Source organism: Rathayibacter sp. PhB151 (assembly GCF_004366415.1).
Taxonomy (GTDB): Bacteria; Actinomycetota; Actinomycetes; order Actinomycetales; family Microbacteriaceae; genus Rathayibacter; species Rathayibacter festucae.
The window spans coordinates 399,433-420,780 of the sequence record NZ_SOEN01000007.1; the positions used below are offsets into that span (position 1 = coordinate 399,433).

Sequence of the window (21,348 nt, forward strand, 5' to 3'; positions counted from 1 at the left end):
ACGCACGCGATCGCCTGCAGATCGGACGCGACCGGGGACGGACCGCCGCGAATCGCGCACACCGCACGGCCGCCGCCCGCTCGTAGACTCGGACGGTGAAGGTTCTTGCGGCGATGAGCGGTGGAGTGGACTCGGCGGTGGCCGCGGCCCGCGCGGTGGAGGCGGGGCACGAGGTGGTTGGCGTGCATCTCGCGCTGAGCCGGATGCCCGGCACGCTGCGCACCGGCAGCCGCGGCTGCTGCACCATCGAGGACTCGATGGACGCCCAGCGCGCCGCGAACGTCCTCGGCATCCCCTACTACGTGTGGGACTTCTCCGAGCGGTTCAAGCTCGACGTGGTCGACGACTTCGTGGCCGAGTACGCCGCCGGCCGCACCCCCAACCCGTGCATGCGCTGCAACGAGCGGATCAAGTTCGCGGCCCTGCTCGAGAAGGCGCTCGACCTCGGCTTCGACGCCGTCTGCACCGGCCACTACGCCTCCCTCGAGACGGCGGCGGACGGCAGTCCCGAGCTGCACCGCGCGAGCGACGAGGCGAAGGACCAGTCCTACGTCCTCGGCGTGCTCACCACCGCGCAGCTGGAGCACTCGATGTTCCCGCTCGGCTCGACGCCGTCGAAGGCGGTCGTCCGCGCGGAGGCGGCCCGCCGCGGGCTGAGCGTCGCGAACAAGCCGGACAGCTACGACATCTGCTTCATCCCCGACGGCGACACCCGCGGCTGGCTCTCGGAGCGCGTCGCTCCCGAGACCGGCGCGATCGTCGACCGCGACGGCGCGGTGGTCGGCGCGCACGAGGGGGCCCACGGCTACACGGTCGGCCAGCGCCGGGGCCTGCACCTCGGCGTGCCCGCGCCGGACGGCCGCCCGCGCTTCGTGCTCGAGGTGCGGCCGAAGACCAACGAGGTCGTCGTCGGCCCGCGGGAGGCGCTGCGCATCGGCGAGATCGCCGGCTCGCGCTTCACCTGGGCCGGCGCGGCTCCGGAGGACGCGTCGACGCCGTTCCGCTGCGACGTGCAGATCCGCGCGCACGCCGATCCGGTCCCGGCGATCGCGGTCGTGTCGGAGGTGGATGGGAAGGTGGAGCTCGTGATCACTCCCGACTCGCCGCTCGACGGCGTCGCCCCCGGCCAGACGGCCGTCGTCTACCTCGGCACCCGCGTGCTCGGCCAGTGCACGATCGACCGCACGGTCGCGGCCGACCTCGTCGGTGCCTCCGCGAGCGGGGCGGTGCTCTGATGGCCGCGAAGTCCGAGGCGGGCGCGACGCCGGCGGCGGACCTCGATCCGGCGCAGCGCGTCGACGAGCTGCGTGCGCGGATCCGCTCCGCGAGCGAGGACTACTACGCGGCCGACGCCTCGCCGCTCGCCGACGCCGAGTACGACGCGCTGGTCCGCGAGCTCGCCGAGCTCGAGACGGCGCACCCCGAGCTGGCCACCGAGGACTCGCCGACGCAGACGGTGGGGGGAGTGGTCGCCGCCGGACTCGACCCGATCGACCACGCCGAGCGGATGCTCTCGCTCGACAACGTGTTCTCGGCCGAGGAGCTGCGCGAGTGGTGCGACAAGACCGTCGCCTCCGCCGCCCGCCCGGTCGCCTGGCTGACCGAGCTCAAGATCGACGGCCTCGCCATCTCGCTGCACTACGAGAACGGCCGCCTCGTCACCGCCGCCACCCGCGGCGACGGGCGCACCGGCGAGGACGTCACCGTCAACGCTCTGCGCGTGGCCGGCATCCCGCAGCAGCTGGCGGGCGAGGGGCACCCCGCTCTGGTCGAGGTCCGCGGCGAGGTCTTCATCCCCGTCGCCGAGTTCGCGGCGCTGAACGCCCTGCAGGAGACCCTGCGGGACGAGGCCGTCGAGGAGGCGCGCGAGCGCTGGTCGGCCCGGCCGAGCGCCACCCGCAAGCCCTTCGACGAGGAGCGGGTCCGCGACAGCGCCCTGCGCCGCTTCCCCACCTTCGCCAACCCGCGGAACGCCGCGAGCGGCGGGCTCCGCCAGCAGCTCGACAAGAAGTCGGGCCTCGACCTCCGCGCCGGCGAGGCGCGGGTCGGCTCGCTCGCGCTCTACGTGCACGGCATCGGCGCCTGGCCCGACCCGCCGGTGCAGAGCCAGTCCGAGGTCTACGGCCTGCTCGCCTCCTGGGGGCTGCCGGTCAGCGCGCACAACCGGGTGTCGGAGTCGGTCGACGAGGTCCTCGCCTTCGTCGAGCAGTACGGCCGCGAGCGACACTCGGTCGAGCACGAGATCGACGGCGTCGTCGTCAAGGTCGACGAGCTGGAGCTGCACGACGAGCTCGGCGCCACCAGCCGCGCCCCGCGCTGGGCCATCGCCTACAAGTACCCGCCCGAGGAGGTGCACACCAAGCTCCTCGACATCGTCGTCAGCGTCGGCCGTACCGGCCGGGCCACCCCGTTCGCGCAGATGGAGAAGGTCAAGGTCGCCGGCTCCGAGGTGCGCCAGGCCACGCTGCACAACGCGGACGTGGTGAAGGCCAAGGGGGTGCTGATCGGCGACACCGTCGTCCTGCGCAAGGCCGGCGACGTCATCCCCGAGGTGCTCGGCCCGGTGATCGAGCTGCGCGACGGCAGCGAGCGCGAGTTCGTGATGCCGACGCAGTGCCCCGAGTGCGGCACGACCCTCGCTCCCGCCAAGGAGGGCGACGTCGATCTGCGCTGCCCGAACGCCCGCTCCTGCCCCGCGCAGGTGCGCGGCCGCGTCGAGCACATCGGCAGCCGCGGCGCGCTCGACATCGAGGTGCTCGGCGAGGTGACCGCCGCGGCGCTGACCCAGCCGTTCGTGCCCGCGGAGCCGCCGCTCGTCACCGAGGCGGGCCTCTTCGAGCTGCGGATCGAGGACGTCTTCCCGATCGAGGTCGTCGTGCGCGACAGCGAGACCGGCCTGCAGAAGCTCGACGACCGGGGCGAGGCGAAGGTCGTCCGCCCCTTCAAGCGCAAGCGGCAGAAGCGCGACGGCGCCTTTGACCCGTCGGCGGAGGTGTTCGGCGGCGACGCCGAGTACGTGCCGTCGACGACCGGTCTCGCGCTGATCGCCAACATCGAGAAGGCGAAGACCTCGCCGCTCTGGCGCTTCCTGGTGTCGCTCAGCATCCGGCACGTCGGCCCGGTCGCCGCGCGCGCCCTGGCCGGGCACTTCGGCTCGCTCGACGCGATCCGCGCGGCCAGCCGCGAGGAGCTCGCCGCGGTCGACGGCGTCGGCGGCATCATCGGCGACGCGGTGCTCGCCTGGTTCGAGGTCGACTGGCACGCCGAGATCGTGGACCGCTGGGCGAAGGCGGGCGTGCAGTTCACCACGCCCGGCCACCCCGGCCCGGGTGCGGCCGATGCGGCGGGCGGTGTGCTCGCCGGGCTCACCGTCGTCGCGACCGGCTCGCTCGAGGGCTACAGCCGCGAGGGGGCGCAGGAGGCGATCCTCGCCGCGGGCGGCAAGGCCGGCTCGAGCGTCTCCAAGAAGACGCACTACGTCGCCGCAGGGCCCGGCGCCGGCAGCAAGCTCGGCAAGGCGGAGGCGCTCGGCGTGCGGATCATCACCGCCGCGGAGTTCCACCTGCTCGTGACCGAGGGGCCGGCCGCGATCGCGCTGCCCGAGGAAGCGGCCTCGGAGGACGCGGCCGGGGACGCGCCCGTGGCCGACGCACCCGCGGCCGACGGCACCGACCCGGTCGCCGCCGAGGCGCCGGCCGACGAGACCGCCGATGCGCCGACCGCCGATGCGCCCGCCGCCGAGGAGACCCCCGACGCGGATGCCTGACCGGCCTGGCGAGGAGCGGCGGGCCTTCCTCCGCCGCTCCTTCGCCGAGGCCGCCTCGACCGCGCTGGACGCCGCCGCCCGCGCCGTGCCGCTGACGCCGCGCGAGCGCGACGCCGCCGCCGCGCTGGCCCGGATCGATCACCTCGTCGTCCTGTCCTTCGCCGGCCGGCCGCGCGCCCAGGTCTTCGGTGCCCTCGACGGCGAGCCGGGCTCCGACTTCGCCGGCGGCACCGACGAGGTGCTGACCGCCCCCGGCCCCGGAACCGCGGGCGATCGGTTCGCCCCCGCGATGCTCCCCGTGCACACGCTGCTCGCCCGCTCGTTCGCGCGCGCCGACCACTGGCGCGCGGACGGCCGTGACCCGCTCCGGTCGCTGCTCGACTCGGCCCGGCACGCCGGAACCCCCTGGTCCCTGGTCGTCGACGATCGGCAGGGCGTCTCGACCACCCTCCTCGCCGATGCCGACCGGATGCACCGCGATCCCTCGGCGATCGCCGCAGCCGGAGGGACACTCCTCCCGCTCTCCGGTCTTGCGGCGGCGGCCGCCGCGGGCGCCCTGCCGCCGGTCGTCCTGGTCGAGCCCCGCTCGCTCGTCGACCCGGCCGACTTCGCCGCCGCCGCCGACCCGAGCGCCTCGCGCTCCGCGGACGCGCGCGCCGCCGAGCGGCTCCTGCACGAGACCGTCGACGCGGCCAGGGCGGCGGAGTCGGCCGGGCGCCGGGTGCTGCTGCTCGTCACCGCGCGGGGGCAGGCCGATCGCCCCGGCGACGTCCCGGCCCTCCTCGTCGCCTCGAGCGCGCGGCCGGGCGCGCGGCTGAGCGCCGCACTCGCTCCGACCACCCCCGCCCTCCTGCACCGCGCCCGCTTCGCCGCCGACCGCCGGGCGCTGGCCGACGCCGGCGTGCTCGCCGTCGCCGAGGCGCTGTCCGGACCCGCCCGGCCGCTGTCGCGCTACCCGCGCACGGCACCCGCCTTCGCGCCGGAGGGCCGGGAGCACTCGATCGGGCCGGCCCTGGCCGCAGCCATCGCCGCGGCGGGCGTCACCGCCGAGCCCGGCGACGTCGAACAGGCCCTCATGATGCTCCGAGCCGCCGCCCCGGGCGCGTCGCTACACTCCCCGGAGGCACGGATCCGCGGCACGCGGGAAGGGCGGAGCGCATGAGCGGCACCGACGGCGGCGGCGACCGCACCCCGCGAGACGACGCCCCCCGCTCCCGCTCCCGCCGCCGCTTCCTGGCCGGCAGCGCCGTGGCCGGCACCGCCGCCGCCGCGGGCCTCACCGGCGGAGCGATCGGCGCGGCCGTCGCCTCCGGCCGCGACCGCGAGGCCGAGTCGCCCCTGCCCGAGCGCAGCGAGCCCGGCTTCGACCACGTCGTCGTCGTGATGTTCGAGAACCGCTCCTTCGACAACATCCTCGGCCAGCTCTACGCGGCCGACGGCCCGCCCGCGGGCGAGACCTTCGAGGGCCTGCAGACCGGCGAGCACTCCAACACCACCGCCGCGGGCGACACCGTCGCCGCGCACGTCTACCAGGGCGCGACCGACACCGTCATGCGCCAGCCCGATCCCGACCCGGGCGAGGAGTACCCGCACGTCAACACCCAGCTCTTCGGCACGATCGACCCGCCGTCCAACGCCGGGGCGTCCGTCGGCGCGATGACGGCCCCCTTCAACGCGCCCGCCGACGCCTCCGCCCCGACGATGAGCGGGTTCCTCGAGGACTACGTGCAGAACCTCCGCCACCTGAAGAAGGGCGAGGAGCCCACCCGCGAGGAGTACAGCACGATCATGGGCGGCTTCTCGCCCGACATGCTCCCCGTCTTCTCGATCCTGGCCCGCGAGTTCGCCGTCTTCGACCACTGGTTCTGCGCCGTCCCCTCGCAGACCTTCTGCAACCGCTCCTTCTTCCACGCCTCGACCTCGCACGGCTTCGTCACCAACAAGCACGGCGGCGGCTACGAGAAGTGGCTCGCCGACGACCTCGCCGATGCGCCGACGGTGTTCAACCGCCTCGAGGAGGCCGGGAAGAGCTGGCGGGTCTACTTCGACGCGCTCCAGGTCGTCTCCTACACCGGGTTCCTGCACGCGCCGGTGCTCGAGAAGTACTGGAAGACCAACTTCGCCCCGATGGAGCAGTTCTACGCGGACGTCGCGAGCGGCGAGCTGCCCGACTACGCCTTCGTGGAGCCGCGGCTCGTCTTCGACCACAACGACATGCACCCGCCGACCGGCGTCCTGCACGAGGACGAGGTCGACGGGCAGCCGCTCTACGACAGCGCGCTGTCCGACGTGCGCGCGGGGGAGCTGCTGCTGCACGAGATCTACTCGGCGATCCGCGAGAGCGCGTCGACGACGGGCTCGAACGCGATCAACACCCTGCTGCTGGCCACCTTCGACGAGCACGGCGGGCTCTACGACCACGTGCCACCGCCTGCCGCGACCCCGCCCGGCGACGGCCGCGAGGGCGAGATGGGCTTCGGCTTCGACCGCCTCGGCTGCCGCGTGCCCGCCATCGCGATCTCCGCCTACACCCGGGCGGGCACGGTCCTGCACGACGAGATGCACCACGGCGCCCTGATCCGCACCCTCAGCCGCCTGCACGGGCTCGAGCCGCTCACCGCGCGCGACGCGGACGCGCCCGACCTCTTCGGCGTCGTCACGCTCGACACCCCGCGGCAGATCGACGACTGGCCGACCACCGTGCCGCAGTACCTGCCGCCGAACCCGGAGGCGACCCCGCCGCACCCGGCCAACGCGAACAGGGACAAGCCGCTCAGCCCACCGGCCCTCGGGCTGATGGGCCTGCTGCTCGCCCGCTACGGCGAGCCGGGCGACGACCTGCCGACCACGTACCAGGGCGCCTACGAGGCGCTGCTGAAGCACGGCACGAGCCTCTTCGGCACCGGCACGGTCACCGCGTCGCCCACCCCATCGCCCGGGGCCTGAGCGGAGGGAGCGTCGGTGCCCCTGGCTAGACTGGACGCCGATTCCCACGAACCACCCGACGGAGACGCATGTCCGAGATCACGGCCGACACGGTCGCCCATCTGGCCTCGCTGGCCAGGATCGACCTCACCACCGAGGAGATCGAGAACCTCACCCGGGAGCTCGGTCAGATCGTCGACTCGGTGACGGCGATCCAGGCCGTCGCCACGCCCGACGTCCCGGCCACCAGCCACCCCATCCCGCTCGAGAACGTGTTCCGCCCCGACGTCGTGGGCGAGACGCTGACCCTCGAGCAGGCGCTCTCCGGGGCTCCCGAGCACGACGGCAGCCGCTTCCAGGTCTCCGCGATCCTGGGGGAGGAGCAGTGAGCGCCCACGGCGACGAGCTCGTCCGCCTCAGCGCGTCCGCCCTCGCCTCGCGCCTCGCCGACGGCTCCGTCTCCTCGCGCGAGGCGACGCAGGCGCACCTCGACCGCATCGCCGCGGTCGACGGCGCCGTGCACGCCTTCCTGCACGTCGCGGGCGACGCCGCGACCGCGACGGCCGACGCGATCGACCGCCGCCGCGCGGAGGGCGAGTCGCTGCACCCGCTCGCCGGCGTCCCGCTCGCGGTCAAGGACGTCATCGTCACGAACGACATGCCGACCACCGCGGGCTCGCGCATCCTCGAGGGCTGGCGCCCGCCGTACGACGCGACCGTGATGCAGAAGGTCCGCGCGGCCGGCCTCGTGCCGATCGGCAAGACCAACATGGACGAGTTCGCGATGGGCTCGACCACCGAGCGCTCCGCCTACGGTCCCACCCACAACCCGTGGGACCTCGACCGCATCCCCGGCGGCTCCGGCGGCGGCTCGGCCGCGGCCGTCGCGAGCTACGAGGCGCCGCTGGCACTCGGCTCCGACACCGGCGGCTCGATCCGCCAGCCCGCGCACGTCACCGGCACCGTCGGCGTCAAGCCGACCTACGGCGGGGTCTCCCGCTACGGCGCCGTCGCGCTGGCCTCGAGCCTCGACCAGATCGGCCCGGTCTCGCGCACGGTCCTGGACTCGGCGCTCCTGCACGACGTCATCGCCGGGCACGACCCGCGCGACTCGACCTCGCTCCGCGACGAGTGGCCCTCCTTCGCCGATGCGGTCCGCCGCGCCGACGTGAAGGGCCTGCGGATCGGCGTGCTCAAGGAGCTCGACGGGGGAGAGGGCTTCCAGCCCGGTGTCCTGGCCCGCTTCCACGAGGCCCTCGCGGTGCTGGAGAAGGCCGGCGCCGAGATCGTCGAGGTCAGCGCGCCGAGCATCGAGCACGCCGTCGCCGCGTACTACCTGATCCTCCCCGCGGAGGCGTCGAGCAACCTCGCGAAGTTCGACTCCGTCCGCTTCGGCCTGCGGGTCACCCCGCAGGGCGGCGGCACCGTCGAGCAGGTCATGGCCGCGACCCGCGAGCAGGGCTTCGGCCCCGAGGTGAAGCGGCGGATCATCCTCGGCACCTACGCGCTCTCGGCCGGCTACTACGACGCCTACTACGGCAGCGCGCAGAAGGTGCGGACCCTCGTCCAGCGCGACTTCGACGCCGCCTTCGCCTCGGTCGACGTCATCGCCTCGCCGACCGCGCCGACCACCGCCTACCGGCTCGGCGAGAAGCTCGACGACCCGCTGGCGATGTACCGCGGCGACATCGCAACCATCCCGGCGAACCTCGCCGGGATCCCCGGCATCTCCGTCCCCGCCGGTCTCGCCGACGAGGACGTCCTCCCGGTCGGCGTCCAGTTCCTGGCCCCCGCCCGCCAGGACGTCCGGCTCTACACCGTCGGCGGCGCGCTCGAGGCGCTCCTGGAGGAGCAGTGGGGCCACCCGCTGCTCTCGCAGGCGCCCGATCTCGCCGCCGCCCAGCTCTCCGCCCCCCAGGAAGGTGCCGTCTGATGGCCTCCGCGCACGCGTCCGCCCCCGAGCTGATGGACTACGACGAGGTCTTCGAGCGCTTCGAGCCGGTCCTCGGCTTCGAGGTGCACATCGAGCTCAACACGAAGACGAAGATGTTCTCGGACGCCCCGAACATCGCCGGCTCCGAGCCGAACACCAACACGACGCCCGTGTGCCTGGGCCTGCCCGGCTCGCTGCCGGTCGTCAACGAGCAGGCCGTCCGCTACTCGATCAGCCTCGGCCTCGCGCTCGGCTGCTCGATCGCGCCGTCCAGCCGCTTCGCTCGGAAGAACTACTTCTACCCGGACATGGCGAAGAACTACCAGATCTCGCAGTTCGACGAGCCGATCGCGTTCGAGGGCTCGGTCGAGGTCGAGCTCGCCGACGGCAGCGTCGTGCACATCCCGATCGAGCGCGCGCACATGGAGGAGGACGCGGGCAAGCTGACCCACATCGGCGGCTCCACCGGCCGCATCCAGGGCGCGGAGTACTCCCTGGTCGACTACAACCGCGCCGGCGTCCCGCTGGTCGAGATCGTCACGAAGCCGATCCACGGCGCGGGCAAGAGCGCTCCGGAGTACGCCAAGGCCTACGTCGCCACCATCCGCGACATCGTCCTCGCGCTCGGCATCTCCGACGCGAAGATGGAGCGCGGCAACCTCCGCTGCGACGCGAACGTCTCGCTCAAGCCGATCGGCCAGGAGAAGCTCGGCACCCGCACCGAGACCAAGAACGTCAACTCGCTCCGCTCGGTCGAGCGCGCCGTGCGCTACGAGATCCAGCGCCAGGGCGCGATCCTCGCCGCCGGCGGCACGATCACGCAGGAGACGCGGCACTGGCACGAGGACACCGGCCGCACCTCGGCCGGGCGCCCGAAGAGCGACGCCGACGACTACCGCTACTTCCCCGAGCCCGACCTCCTGCCCGTGGTGCCGAGCCCCGAGCTGATCGAGGAGCTGCGCGCCGCGCTGCCCGAGAAGCCCGCCGCCCGCCGCCGCCGGCTGAAGGCCGACTGGGGCTTCACCGACCTCGAGTTCCAGGACGTCGCGAACAGCGGTCTCCTGGTCGAGATCAGCGAGACCGTCGCCGCCGGCGCCACGCCGCAGGCCGCTCGCAAGTGGTGGACCGGCGAGGTCGCCCGGCTCGCCAACGCGGCAGGGCAGGATCCGGCCGAGCTGGTGTCGCCCGAGCAGGTCGCCGAGCTCGCCGGGCTGATCGACGCGGGCACCCTCACCGACCGCCTCGCCCGTGAGGTGCTCCAGGGCGTCATCGCCGGCGAGGGCACCCCGCAGGAGGTCGTCGACGCCCGCGGGCTCGCGGTCGTCTCGGACGACGGCGCCCTCATCGAGGCGATCGACGCCGCCCTGGCCTCGCAGCCCGACGTGCTCGCGAAGATCCGGGACGGCAAGGTCCAGGCCGCCGGCGCGGTCATCGGCGCGGTGATGAAGGCGATGAAGGGCCAGGCCGACGCGGCCCGCGTCCGCGAGCTCGTCCTCGAGCGCGCGGCCGGCTGAGTCGATGCGCGGGGAACGGACGGCGGCGTGAGTACCCTGCCCGGCGACGCGTCCGTCCCCGCTCGGCTCGATCTGCCGGGCGGGGCGTTCCTCCGCCCGCTCGTGACGAGCGACGCGGATCTGCTGCACCCGGTGATCGGGCAGCGCCGCGGCTGGCTCGCCGCGCTGCTGCCGGAGGGCGACCCGAGCGGCCTGCCCTCCGCTTCCCCGGGTGACGACCTGCGCGCGCTCCGGCTGCTCGAGACCGCCGCGCGCGATCGGCGCCTCTTCGCCTACCTCCTGGTCGGCGCGGACTGGACCGAGGTCCTCGGTGCCCTGAGCGTCCGGCCCGTCGGCGACGACCACGCCGAAGCGTCCTGGTGGGTGGTGCCGAGCCTCGTCGGGTCCCGCCTCGAGGAGGAGCTCGATGCCTACGCGCGACGCTGGCTGCTGCTGCGCTGGCCGTTCGAGCGCGTCGAGACCCCCGACAACCACCCCGAGGAGCCGGCCGCCCTGGCCGGGGCCAACCTGCTCCCGCTGCTCCCCGACACTCCGGCGCGCACCCCGCTGCCCGAGCCGGACCTCGCGGCGGCGGAAGCGCTCTGGGCCGCCTACCGGGCCCAGGACCCGACCGCGCCCGAGGAACCGCCCCTCGTCGAGTCGTTCGGCGATTCGGTCGAGCTCGCGGACGAGCTGCTCGCCCTGGTGCGGCGCGGCGTCAAGACCGCGACGGCCTCGCTCGTCGGCGACGAGCCCGTGCCCCGCGTCGGCGACCACTGGATCGTCTGCGACGGCGCCGGTGTCGCCCGCGTCGTGCTGCGGACCGTCGAGATCCGTCTCGGTCCGCTCGACAGCGTGGACGACGCCTTCGCCTGGGACGAGGGCGAGAACGACCGCTCGCGGGAGTCCTGGCTCGCCGGGCACCGTCGCTACTTCGAGCGCGAGTCGCCGGGGGGCATCGGCACCGTCGTCTTCGAGCGCTTCCGCCTCGTCTGGCCGGAGGAGGACGCGCGGGCCGCAGCCGGCTTCTCCCGGCGGATCGCCTCCGAGCGGCCGGGCGGCACCCCCTAGCCCGGTTCGGGGGGTTCCCCTGATGCTCCACTCAGCGGCCCTGCGCCAGAGTGGAGGCATGGCTACTCTCGTGCGCCCCCGTCGGGGCAAGATCATCGCCGGCGTCTGCGCCGGCCTCGCTAACCGCTTCGGCTGGAGCCCCTTCCTGGTCCGGCTGCTCTTCGTGCTCTCCTGCCTGCTCCCCGGGCCGCAGATCATCGCGTACCTCGTGATGTGGGTGGTCGTCCCGAAGCAGAAGTGATCCCGGCGCTCCTCCGCCCGTCCGCCTCCCTCGGGAGCGGTGGCGGGGGAGCGTCTCTCTTCGCGTGGTGAACGTTCACGGCGACGTTCCGCGACACGCTTGACCCGCCTCCTCCCGCCGCCCTAGCGTGATGCGTGAACGTTCACGTCGACGACGCCGCGAAAGGGCCACGCATGACCGACTCCACCCCGACCACCGCCACCGCACCCGGCTGGGCGGTGCTCGGCCCCGGCAGCATCGCGCGCCGGTTCCTCTCCCAGCTCCCCGCGAGCAGCCGCGGCGCCCGACTCGTCGCGGCGGGCAGCTCCGATCAGGGGCGCGCCGCCGCCTTCGCCGCCGAAGCGGTCGAGCACGGCTTCCCGGACGCGACCGCGGGCGACTACGCCGCGGTCCTCGCCGATCCGCAGGTCACCGCGGTCTACATCTCCACCGTGCACACCGGCCACGCGGCGCTCGTCCTCCAGGCGCTCGAGGCCGGCAAGGCCGTGCTCTGCGAGAAGCCGCTCGCCGTCAACCACGGCACCGCGATGGCCCTCGTCGACGCCGCCCGCAGCGCCGGGCTGCCGCTGGTCGAGGCGTACATGTACCGCTTCCACCCGCAGACCGCCGCGCTGCTCGACCTCGTCCGCGACGGCGTGATCGGCGACGTCGTGCACATCGACGCCTCCTTCTCCTTCCGCACCGGGTCCCGCGAGGGCCGCCTCTACGACCTCGCGACGGCCGGCGGCGGCATCCTCGACGTCGGCGGCTACACCGTCACCGCCGCGGCGGCCGTGGTCCAGGCCGCGACCGGCGTCGCCGTCGCCGAGCCCGTCGAGTTCGACGCGCAGGGCACGCTCGGCCCGACCGGCGTCGACGAGTGGAGCGTCGCCCGCGCCACCTACCGCGGCGGCATCACCGCGGCCCTCCGCACCGGAGTGGCGCTGGACGACGTGAACGCCCTGACCGTCCACGGCACCCGCGGCCGTCTGCACGTGGCCGACCCGTGGTTCGGCGCCGCGGAGACGGGTATCGAGATCAGCGTCGTGGGCGAGGAGCCCCGCATCGTGGCCTTCGAGGGGGAGAGCCCCTACGCGCTCGAGGCGGACGCGACGACCGACGCCCTCGCCGCCGGCGCCGTCGAGGTGCCGCAGATGACCCTCGACGAGACTCTCGCCACCGCCCGCACGCTCGACCGCTGGCGCGCCGCGGTCGGCCTGCGCTTCCCCTTCGAGGCCGAGACCGCGGACATCCCGACCGTCTCCGGCCGTCCGCTGCGCGTCGCCGCGGACGCGCCGATGCTCTCCGGCGAGATCCCGGGCGTCGGCAAGCGGATGTCGCGGCTCGTGATGGGCGTCGACAACCAGCCCGACCTCGCGCACGCCTCGGCGATCTTCGACGCCTTCGTCGAGCAGGGTGGCACCGCCTTCGACACCGGCTACATCTACGGCGGCGGCGTGCTCGAGGGCCGTCTCGGGCAGTGGATCCGGAACCGCGGCATCCGCGAGGACGTCGTCGTGATCACCAAGGGCGCGCACACCCCGCACTGCGACCCGGAGTCGCTCACCCGCCAGCTGCTCGAGAGCCTCGAGCGCCAGGGCACCGACTACGCCGACATCTACCTGATGCACCGCGACAACCTCGAGGTGCCGGTGGGCGAGTTCGTCGACGTGATGGACGAGCACCAGCGCGCCGGGCGGATCCGCGCCTACGGCGTCTCGAACTGGACGCCCGCGCGCTTCGACGAGGCGCAGGAGTACGCCCGGGCCAACGGCCGGGCCGGCTTCCAGGCGCTGAGCAACCACTTCGGCCTGGCCGAGGCGTACGACGTGCCGTGGGACGGCTGCGTGCACGTCACCGACCGGGCCTCGAAGGAGTGGCTGGTCGAGCGGCAGATCCCGCTGCTGCCGTGGTCCTCGCAGGCCCGCGGCTTCTTCACCGGCCGCGCCCGCCCGGACGACACCAGCGACGCCGAGCTGGTGCGCTGCTACTACGGGCCGGACAACTTCGAGCGGCTCCGCCGGGCCGAGCAGCTGGCGGCCGAGCACGGCGTCGGAGCGACGGCGATCGCCCTGGCCTACGTGCTCGCGCAGCCGTTCCCGACCTTCCCGCTCTTCGGACCGCGCACGATCACCGAGCTGCGCTCGTCGATGCGGGGCCTGTCGATCGAGCTGACTCCGGAGCAGACGGCGTGGCTCGACCTCCGCGCCTGAGCGGTGCCGAGGCCGGCGGCCGCGCGACGATCCACGACGTCGCGGCGGCCGCCGGGGTCTCCCGCCAGACCGTCACCCGGGCGATGAACGGCATGCCGGGCATCAGCGAGGAGACGAAGCAGCGGGTCCTCGAGGCGGCGGAGCAGCTGTCGTACCGGCCGTCGCGCTTCGGCCGCGGCCTGGTGACGGGTGGCGAGCACCAGCTCGGGCTCGTCGTCGACGACCTGCGGAACCCGTGGTCGCCGGAGCTCGCCTCCGCCGTCGTCCGGGTCGCCGCGGCGCGGGGCTGGAACGTGTCGCTCGCGGACGTCGGCCTCGCCGCCGACTCCGACCGGATGATCCAGGCGCTCGGCGCGCAGACGGATGCGGTGATCGGCACCTTCGGCGATCGGGCCGCGGAGTGGATCGAGCGGCTCGGCTCCGTGCCCGTGGTGGAGCTCGATCCCACCGGCGACCCGCTGCGGGCCGCGGTCGTGCTCGACCACTCCGACGCGGTCGAGGCGCTGGCCGAGCACCTGGCCGGAGCGGGCGTGCGGCGTCCGGTGATCGTCGACGTCTCGGGGGACGCGCGGCCGAGCAGGCGGGCCCAGCTGCTGCTGGGCGCCTTCGCCGCGCACGGCCTCGAGCCCTCGGTCGTCCGCGCCGACGGCCCGACCGCGCAGGCCGCGGCGGAGGCGACCGAGCGGATCGTCGCGCGGCCGCGGGTCGCGGATGCGATCGTCGCCTTCAACGACCTCTGCGCGCTCGGCGTGCTCTCCGCCTGTCGTCGAGCCGGGGTCGACGTGCCCGGCGACGTCCGGGTGGTCGGCATCGACGGCCTCTCGATCGGCCGGCTGCTCGCGCCCACGCTGACGACCCTCGCCGTCGACCTCGACGAGCTCGCCCGGCACGCCCTCGACCTCGCCGTCGCCATGATCGCCGGCGAGCTCCCGAAGGGCGGCCCGTCGGTGCACCGCACCGTCCGCCACCAGTTCGTCCTCCGCGAGTCCGCCTGACCCCGCCGAGGAGGACTCGCGCCCCGCGCACCGCTCGCCGAAGAGGACTCGCGTGCCGCGAGCTGCGCTCCCCGTCGAGGTCTCGCGTGCCGCGAGCCGCGCCCTCATGCTGGTCGAGTAGCCCCGGAGGGGCGTATCGAGACCCGCCGTCGTCAGCAGTGCGGGACTGCAGACTCTTCTTCTGACGCTGGTGGATCTCGATACGCCCGCTGCGCGGGCTACTCGATCAGCATGAAAGGCGGGCATTCGTCTGAGGTGGCGCCCTCATGCTGGTCGAGTGGCCCCGGAGGGGCGTACCGAGACCCGCGCTCGCCCGCGATCCTCTGCGCTGGGCTCGCTCTGAGTGAACCCTCAGCGATCACCGCGGAGGGAGGCATAGCGTTGCGCTGTGCGTGGGCATCCTGCCGCGCCGAGGAGGAGATCATGGGATTCCTGGACCGACTGCTGGGCCGCGAAGAGCGACCCGAGGAGCGCCGCCCCGCCGCGGGCTACCCGGCCCCTGCGGCCGCGGAGCGCCGCGCCGACGCCCCGTCCTACGGCACCCCGCCCGCGCAGTCCGCGCGCAGCAAGGACGAGATCGCGATCGAGCGCTACCGCTACCTCCTCCGCACTGCGCCGCCCGAGGCGATCGAGCAGGTGCACCGCGAGGCGTTCGAGCAGCTCACGCCGGAGCAGCGCCAGCAGGTCTTCCGCGAGCTCAGCGAGGGCGCGCCCGCGGGCGACGCCCCGCGCGCCGACGACGCGCAGTCGCTCGCCCAGTCCGCGACCCGCAGCGAGCTGCGCCAGCCCGGCTTCATGGAGCGGCGCTTCTCCGGTGGCGGCGCCGGCGGCATGGGCTTCGGCGGCGTTCTCGCCTCGTCGATGCTCGGCACCATCGCCGGCTTCGTGATCGGCTCCGCCATCGCCGACGCGTTCATCCCCGACGGGGTCGGCGAGTCGGTCCAGGCCGAGGGCGCCGACGGTGGAGACGGCGGAGACGCGGGAGCGGACGGCGGCGACGCCGGTGCCGGCGACGCAGGAGGCGACTACGGCGGGGGCGACTACGGCGGGGGAGACTTCGGCGGCGGAGGCGACATCGGCGGTGGCGGCGACTTCGGCGGCGGCGACTTCGGCGGGTTCGACTTCTGACCCCCGCGAGTCCTGAGGCCGGCGGGGGACCGCCCGGCCTCAGGACTCGTCGAGCAGCAGCGCCTTCACCTCGCGGCGCAGCACCTTCCCGATCATGCTCCGTGGCAGCTCGTCGACGACGACGATCCGCTTGGGCACCTTGTAGGGCGTGAGCGCCTCGCGCACGGTGCGGCGCGCCTCCTCCTGATCGAGGTGGGCACCCGGCTCGAGGACGACCGCGGCAGCGACCTGCTCGCCGCTCCGGGCGTCCGGCAGGCCGACGACGGCCACGTCGCGGACGGCGGGCAGCCGGCGCAGCACCTCCTCGACCTCCGACGGCGAGACGTTGAAGCCGCCGGTGATGATCAGCTCCTTGATCCGGTCGACGATGGTGACGAAGCCGTCCTCGTCGATCGTCGCGATGTCGCCGGTGCGGAACCAGCCCTCGGCGGTGAACACCGCTGCGGTCTCGTCGGGCTTGCGGTGGTAGCCGCGGAACACCTGCGGGCCGCGCACGACCAGCTCGCCCTGGCCGCCGGCCTCGACCTCGGTCTCCGGGTCCTCCGGATCGACGATCCGCACGTCCGTCCACGGCAGCGGCAGCCCCACGGTGCCGGCCCGGCGCGCGGTGCTGACCGGGTTCGCCATCAGCACCGGCGAGGTCTCCGACAGCCCGTAGCCCTCGACGAGCGTGCCGCCGGTCAGCGCCTCGAACGACTCGACCAGGTCGGGATCGAGCGGCATGGCGCCCGAGATCGCGATCTCGATGCCCTGCAGCGAGACGCCCTTCTCCTTCGCGCGCAGCGCGAGCCGCTCGGCGATCGGCGGGACCGCGGGCAGGAACGTCGCCGGGTGCTTTCGGACCACCTTGAGGACCAGGTCCGGGTCGAACTTGGGGAACAGCACGAGACGTGCGCCCATGCTCATCGCGAAGGTGAGGCAGAGGGTCAGCCCGTAGGCGTGGAACATCGGCAGCACCGCGTAGACGACGCAGTCGCCGCGACGGACCGTCGGCACCCAGGCGCGGGACTGCGCGGCGTTGGCGGTGAGGTTGAGGTGCGTCAACTCGGCGCCCTTCGGGGTGCCGGTCGTGCCGCTGGTGTACTGGATGACCGCGAGGTCCTCCGCCGTCGGCCGCGGGTGCGCCGGGTCGAGCCGGCGGCGCAGCAGCGAGTCCCACTCGATCGCGCCGCGGACCTTCCCGGTCAGCGCGGCGCGCGACTCGCGTGCCTTGCGGATCGGCAGCCGGAGCGCCGCGCGCATCGGCGCGGGCATCGCCCGGGTCAGGTCGACGGAGACGATCGTCTCGACGCCGAGGTCCTCGGGGAGGTCCTGGACGAGCGGCACCACGCGGTCCCAGGCGATCGCGACCCGCGCGCCGTGGTCCTCGAACTGGTGCCGCAGCTCGCGCGGCGTGTAGAGCGGGTTGTGCTCGACGACGACCGCGCCGAGACGCAGGACCGCGTAGAAGGCGACCACGTGCTGCGGGCAGTTCGGCAGGATCAGAGCGACCGAGTCGCCGGACCGGACGCCGAGCCGGCGCAGGCCCTCCGCAGCCCTCTCCACGTCTTCCGCGAGCTGGGCGTAGCTGGTCGAGCGGCCGAAGAACTCGAGCGCGACCTGGTGCGGATAGAGCCGCGCGGACTCGGTGACGATGTCGACGAGCGAGCCGGTCGGGAGCTCCAGCTCCTCCGGCACTCCCTCGGCGTAGCTGCGGATCCAGGGGCGGGGCGGGTGAGTGCTCACCCGCCCCACTCTAGGTGCAGGGCTCCCGGCGCCCGACGGGCCGGTGAGCGCTCAGGCGCCCTTCGCGACCGCGTCCTCGATGGCGACGTCGCCCGAGACGATCTCCCAGGTCCTCCCGATAGAGGAGGGATCGGCGAGCACCGCGATCACGGTGGCGGCGACGTCCTCGCGCGGGATGCTGCCCCGCTCGACGCTCTCGCCCAGCTCGATCCGGCCGGTGCCCTCGTCGTTGGTCAGACCGCCCGGGCGGAGGATCGTCCACTCGAGGTCGGTGCTGCGCAGCGCCGTGTCGGCGTCGCGCTTGGCCTCGACGTAGGCGCGCCAGCCCTCCTCGGTGTCGTCGTCGAGCGGGGCGTCGACGCCGATCGCGCTGATCTGCACGAAGCGGCGGATGCCGGCGATCGCGGCCGCCTCCTGGCTGAGGACGGAGGCGCCGAGGTCGACGGTGCGCTTGCGCTCGGGACCCGAGTCGGGTCCGGCGCCGGCGGTGAAGACCAGGGCGTCCACGCCCTCCAGTCGCCCGGCGAAGTCCTCGGCGGTCGAGTGCTCGAGGTCGTGGACGAGCGGCTCGCCGCCGAGGCGGACGATGTCCTCCGAGTGGTCGGGGTTGCGGACGACTCCGACCGCTTCGTGTCCGGCGTCGTAGAGCAGATGGAGGATCTGCTGGCCGACCTTGCCGTGTGCTCCGATGACGGCGACGCGTGTCATGGGTGTCCCTTCCTCGTCGGGGCGCTGGGCCCCTGGTGCCGTCCGCGCGGTGGGCGCGGACCTCCCCATCCTGCCGTCGGCAGCCTGGGGTCGTTCTCAGGTGGTGCGGCTCGTGCGGCGCCGCTCAGGTGCCGCGGCTCAGGCGGCGAGGCGGTCGTCGCGTCCGGTGACCGCCAGCAGCCGGCTCTGCAGCGGCGCGGTGGCGTCGATCGGCACGGGCGCCGCGAACAGCCCGCTCGCGCGCAGCGTCTCCTCCTGCGGGGCGAAGAGCTCCCACACGGCGGCGACGAGGCCCTCCTCCATCGCCTCCTCGCTGCCGGTGGCCCGCGCGAGATCCCAGGTGTGCACGGTGATGTCGGCGACCTGCTCCTGCAGCAGCTCCAGGGCGGTGACGGTGTCGCGGCCGAGGCGGAGCTCCGCGGCGGGGTCGACCTCGCGGGACACCGCGCGCAGCAGGGTCGTGACCCGGGTCCACTCGCTCCGCAGATCGGCGGCGACGGGCTCGAGCCGGATCGGCGACTCGTCGCCGCCGGAGAGCAGCGTGTGCGCGCGCTGCTGCTCGCGGACGACGTGCAGAACGAGCGCGCGGGTGTCCCACTCGGTGTCGGGGGTCGGCGCCGTCCAGTCGACGACAGCGTCGAGGCGGACCTCGAACGCGGCGTGCGCGCGGGCCTGCAGGTCGAGCCAGAGGCTCAGGTCGGAGTCGGGGGAGGCGGGCTCGTGCTCGTGCGTCATGTCTTCTCCGATGGAGTGATCGTGGGTGCTCGGGTCAACCGCCTGAGCGGCGCCGCCATTCCCACCGGGGCGGGTCCGCGCGAGGGCGGCCCGGTGTCGGTGGTGCGTGCGACCATGATCCTCGGAAGCACCGCCGTCAGGGGAGCGGTGCGCCACTCGAGCAGGGCGGAACGTGAGCAAGCAGGACGGCAGCGGGCGGCAGGTCACCACCGAGCCCTTCGACGACCCGCGCGCGAGCATCCTGCACGTCGACATGGATGCGTTCTTCGCCTCCGTCGAGCTGCTCGAGCACCCGGAGCTGCGCGGCAAGCCGGTCGTCGTCGGGCACATCGGCTCGCGCTCGGTGGTCACCGCCGCCACCTACGAGGCGCGCAAGTACGGCATCAACTCGGCCATGCCGATGGCCGTCGCCCTGCGACGCTGCCCGCACGCGATCATCCTCGAGCCGCACATGGACCGCTACCGCGAGGCCTCGCGCCGGGTGATGGCGATCTTCGACTCCTTCACCCCGCTCGTCGAGCGGCTCAGCATCGACGAGGCGTTCCTCGACGTCGCCGGCGCGCGGCGCATCTCCGGCTCGCCCTGGGCCATCGGCACCGAGATCCGCCGGAGGGTGCACGACGAGCTCGGTCTCACCTGCTCCGTCGGCATCGCCAGCACCAAGTTCGTCGCCAAGCTCGCCTCCGGCCGCTCCAAGCCCGACGGCCTGCTCGTCGTGCCGTCGGACGGCGTGCAGGCCTTCCTCGATCCGCTGCCGGTGAGCGCGCTCTGGGGCGTCGGGGCCAGCACGGAGGAGGCGCTGGTGCGCCGGGGCCTGCGGACCGTCGCCGACGTGGCGACCACGCCGCTCGCCTCCCTCGTCTCGGCGCTCGGCGAGGCCACCGGCCGCCGCCTGCACGCGCTGTCCAACGGCGTCGATCCCCGCCCGGTCGACACCCGGCAGATCGAGAAGAGCGCCGGCCACGAGATCACCTTCGCGGACGACGTCGCCGACCCCGAGCTGGTCCGCCGCGAGCTGCTGCGCCTCTGCGACAAGGTCGCCGTGCGGATGCGCCGCTCCGGAGTGCGCTGCCGCACCGTCGCCGTCAAGGTCCGATTCGGCGACTTCAGCACCCTGACCCGCTCGCGCACGCTGCCCGAGGCGACGGACGTGGCGCGCGTGCTCTACGACGCGTCGTCCGCGCTCCTCGAGGCGGCCAATCCGCTGCGCCGGCCCGTGCGCCTGATCGGCGTCCGCGGCGAGCAGCTCGTCGAGGGCGACGACGTCGCCTTCTCGCTCTGGAGCGACTCCGACGACTGGCGCGACGCCGAGCTGGCGGTCGACGGCGTCTCGGCGCGCTTCGGCACCGGGGCCGTCCGGCCTGCGTCGCTGCTCTCGCGCTCCGCTCCCGAGTCGGCCAAGGGCATCGACATCAGCGACACCCTCGCTACGCGGAACCGATCGTCAGACTGATCGGCCGGTGGTCCGAGCCGTTCGGCGGCAGGACCTCGAGGGTCGCGGCGGGCACCCCGTCCGCCAGAGCGTGATCGAGCGAGACCAGCGGCAGCAGAGCCGGCCAGGTCGCCGGGAAGCCGATGCCGGAGGTGCGGACCAGCGCCGCCTGGTCGAGGACCGGCGCGAGCAGGTGGTCGTCGGTCGCGGTGTTGAAGTCGCCGACCACGAGCGTGCGGTCCGACGCGTCGTCCGCGAGCGTCGAGGCGAGGCCGCCCAGCATCGTGTCGCGCTCGGCGTGATCGCCGAGGCGGAACGAGGCGAGGTGCACCACGAAGAGCCGCGTCGCCCCGAGCGGGGTGTCGACGTCGACCGCGAGGGCGCGGTTCCAGTCCAGCCCGAGGTCGAGCGGCTCGCCGTTCGAGAGCACCGTGCGGCTCCACAGCCCGACCGTGCCGACCACGTAGGAGTGCGGGTACGCGTCCGAGAGCTCCGCGTCGACCGCCTCGCGGTCCTCGCCCGCGAGCTCCTGGAAGGCGAGCACGTCCGGCTCCCTCGTCGCCAGCTCCGCTGCCAGCGCTCCGGCGTCGTCGCCGGTGCCGAGGTTCTGGCTGATCACGGTGAACGATCCGGAGCGGACCGCCGGTGCGGGCAGCGCCACCGGGAGCACGAGCACGCCGTAGACCATCACGAGCACGGTCACCGCCGCCCCGGCGCCGCGCGAGCGCAGAGCGACCGCGGCGGCCACGAGGAGGAGCACCGCGAGTCCGGACCACGGGATCGCGGTCTCGACCACCGACAGCCAGCCGGCCGCGTCCCACAGCACGCGGTGGAAGGCGAGGAACGCCGCCAGCAGCAGGCTCGCGACCGCGACGGTCGCGGCGCGACCTGGTCGGCGGCGGCGCGGGCGGGACGGCATCCGACGATCATCGCAGCAGACCTCGGGGAGGAGGTGGGGGAGTCCTGTGCGCGCCGGTGCGCCGCTTGTCGCCCGTTCGGCCCGC

General features: G+C 74.0%; 17 protein-coding genes. 13 read left to right on the forward strand and 4 right to left on the reverse strand.

Features of this window, described 5'->3' with window-relative positions; all coding sequences use genetic code 11:
* Positions 1 to 95: 95 nt before the first annotated feature.
* From mnmA to EDF35_RS09300, 12 genes are all read left to right on the forward strand, one after another.
* On the forward strand, positions 96 to 1,235 hold the full coding sequence (gene mnmA, locus EDF35_RS09245) for a tRNA 2-thiouridine(34) synthase MnmA (RefSeq protein ID WP_208323044.1): 1,140 nt from the start codon (positions 96 to 98) through the stop codon (positions 1,233 to 1,235).
* A complete protein-coding gene (gene ligA, locus EDF35_RS09250; RefSeq protein ID WP_133962027.1) occupies positions 1,235 to 3,766 on the forward strand; it encodes an NAD-dependent DNA ligase LigA in 2,532 nt (843 codons plus the stop codon). Before mnmA ends, ligA begins: the two co-directional genes overlap by 1 nt.
* Complete coding sequence (locus EDF35_RS09255; protein ID WP_133962029.1) at positions 3,759 to 4,928, forward strand: hypothetical protein; 1,170 nt, start codon at positions 3,759 to 3,761, stop codon at positions 4,926 to 4,928. Before ligA ends, EDF35_RS09255 begins: the two co-directional genes overlap by 8 nt.
* Positions 4,925 to 6,712: an alkaline phosphatase family protein gene (locus EDF35_RS09260; protein WP_133962031.1), complete on the forward strand. Its 1,788-nt coding sequence runs from the start codon at positions 4,925 to 4,927 to the stop codon at positions 6,710 to 6,712. Before EDF35_RS09255 ends, EDF35_RS09260 begins: the two co-directional genes overlap by 4 nt.
* A gap of 68 nt (positions 6,713 to 6,780) precedes the next feature.
* Positions 6,781 to 7,080, forward strand: a complete 300-nt coding sequence (gatC, locus tag EDF35_RS09265; RefSeq protein WP_123445757.1) for an Asp-tRNA(Asn)/Glu-tRNA(Gln) amidotransferase subunit GatC — start codon at positions 6,781 to 6,783, stop codon at positions 7,078 to 7,080.
* Positions 7,077 to 8,624 (forward strand): Asp-tRNA(Asn)/Glu-tRNA(Gln) amidotransferase subunit GatA, encoded by a 1,548-nt coding sequence (gene gatA / locus EDF35_RS09270; RefSeq protein ID WP_133962033.1) that lies wholly within the window; start codon positions 7,077 to 7,079, stop codon positions 8,622 to 8,624. The genes gatC and gatA overlap by 4 nt, the downstream gene beginning before the upstream one ends.
* On the forward strand, positions 8,624 to 10,138 hold the full coding sequence (gatB, locus tag EDF35_RS09275; RefSeq protein WP_133962035.1) for an Asp-tRNA(Asn)/Glu-tRNA(Gln) amidotransferase subunit GatB: 1,515 nt from the start codon (positions 8,624 to 8,626) through the stop codon (positions 10,136 to 10,138). Before gatA ends, gatB begins: the two co-directional genes overlap by 1 nt.
* A gap of 27 nt (positions 10,139 to 10,165) precedes the next feature.
* Complete coding sequence (locus EDF35_RS21195) at positions 10,166 to 11,188, forward strand: ASCH domain-containing protein (protein ID WP_243839915.1); 1,023 nt, start codon at positions 10,166 to 10,168, stop codon at positions 11,186 to 11,188.
* A gap of 58 nt (positions 11,189 to 11,246) precedes the next feature.
* Entirely contained in the window at positions 11,247 to 11,429 is a 183-nt protein-coding gene (locus EDF35_RS09285; protein WP_123445760.1) for a PspC domain-containing protein, read from the forward strand.
* 173 nt (positions 11,430 to 11,602) lie between these two features.
* Positions 11,603 to 13,621 (forward strand): aldo/keto reductase, encoded by a 2,019-nt coding sequence (locus EDF35_RS09290; RefSeq protein ID WP_133962037.1) that lies wholly within the window; start codon positions 11,603 to 11,605, stop codon positions 13,619 to 13,621.
* Positions 13,600 to 14,616 (forward strand): LacI family DNA-binding transcriptional regulator, encoded by a 1,017-nt coding sequence (locus EDF35_RS09295; RefSeq protein ID WP_133962040.1) that lies wholly within the window; start codon positions 13,600 to 13,602, stop codon positions 14,614 to 14,616. Before EDF35_RS09290 ends, EDF35_RS09295 begins: the two co-directional genes overlap by 22 nt.
* Before the next feature lie 423 nt (positions 14,617 to 15,039).
* Entirely contained in the window at positions 15,040 to 15,744 is a 705-nt protein-coding gene (locus tag EDF35_RS09300; RefSeq protein WP_133962042.1) for a hypothetical protein, read from the forward strand.
* Positions 15,745 to 15,783: 39 nt separating this feature from the next.
* On the opposite strand, the gene EDF35_RS09305 is transcribed toward EDF35_RS09300, so the two are convergent.
* The 3 genes from EDF35_RS09305 to EDF35_RS09315 all read right to left on the reverse strand — a co-directional run bounded on the left by EDF35_RS09305 (position 15,784) and on the right by EDF35_RS09315 (position 18,912).
* Positions 15,784 to 17,469 carry a long-chain-fatty-acid--CoA ligase gene (locus tag EDF35_RS09305; RefSeq protein WP_133962044.1) on the reverse strand — a complete coding sequence of 562 codons (1,686 nt, stop codon included), beginning with the start codon at positions 17,467 to 17,469 and terminating at the stop codon, positions 15,784 to 15,786.
* Positions 17,470 to 17,520: 51 nt separating this feature from the next.
* Entirely contained in the window at positions 17,521 to 18,177 is a 657-nt protein-coding gene (locus EDF35_RS09310) for an SDR family oxidoreductase (RefSeq protein WP_133962046.1), read from the reverse strand.
* Positions 18,178 to 18,315: 138 nt separating this feature from the next.
* Positions 18,316 to 18,912, reverse strand: coding sequence for a TIGR03086 family metal-binding protein (locus EDF35_RS09315; protein ID WP_123703434.1), 597 nt, complete (start codon positions 18,910 to 18,912; stop codon positions 18,316 to 18,318).
* Positions 18,913 to 19,084: 172 nt separating this feature from the next.
* On the opposite strand from EDF35_RS09315, the gene dinB reads away from it, so the two are divergent.
* Positions 19,085 to 20,365 (forward strand): DNA polymerase IV, encoded by a 1,281-nt coding sequence (gene dinB / locus EDF35_RS09320; protein ID WP_123736887.1) that lies wholly within the window; start codon positions 19,085 to 19,087, stop codon positions 20,363 to 20,365.
* On the opposite strand, the gene EDF35_RS09325 is transcribed toward dinB, so the two are convergent.
* Complete coding sequence (locus EDF35_RS09325) at positions 20,340 to 21,263, reverse strand: endonuclease/exonuclease/phosphatase family protein (protein WP_133962047.1); 924 nt, start codon at positions 21,261 to 21,263, stop codon at positions 20,340 to 20,342. The two genes, dinB and EDF35_RS09325, sit on opposite strands and share 26 nt — an antisense overlap.
* Positions 21,264 to 21,348 lie beyond the last annotated feature (85 nt).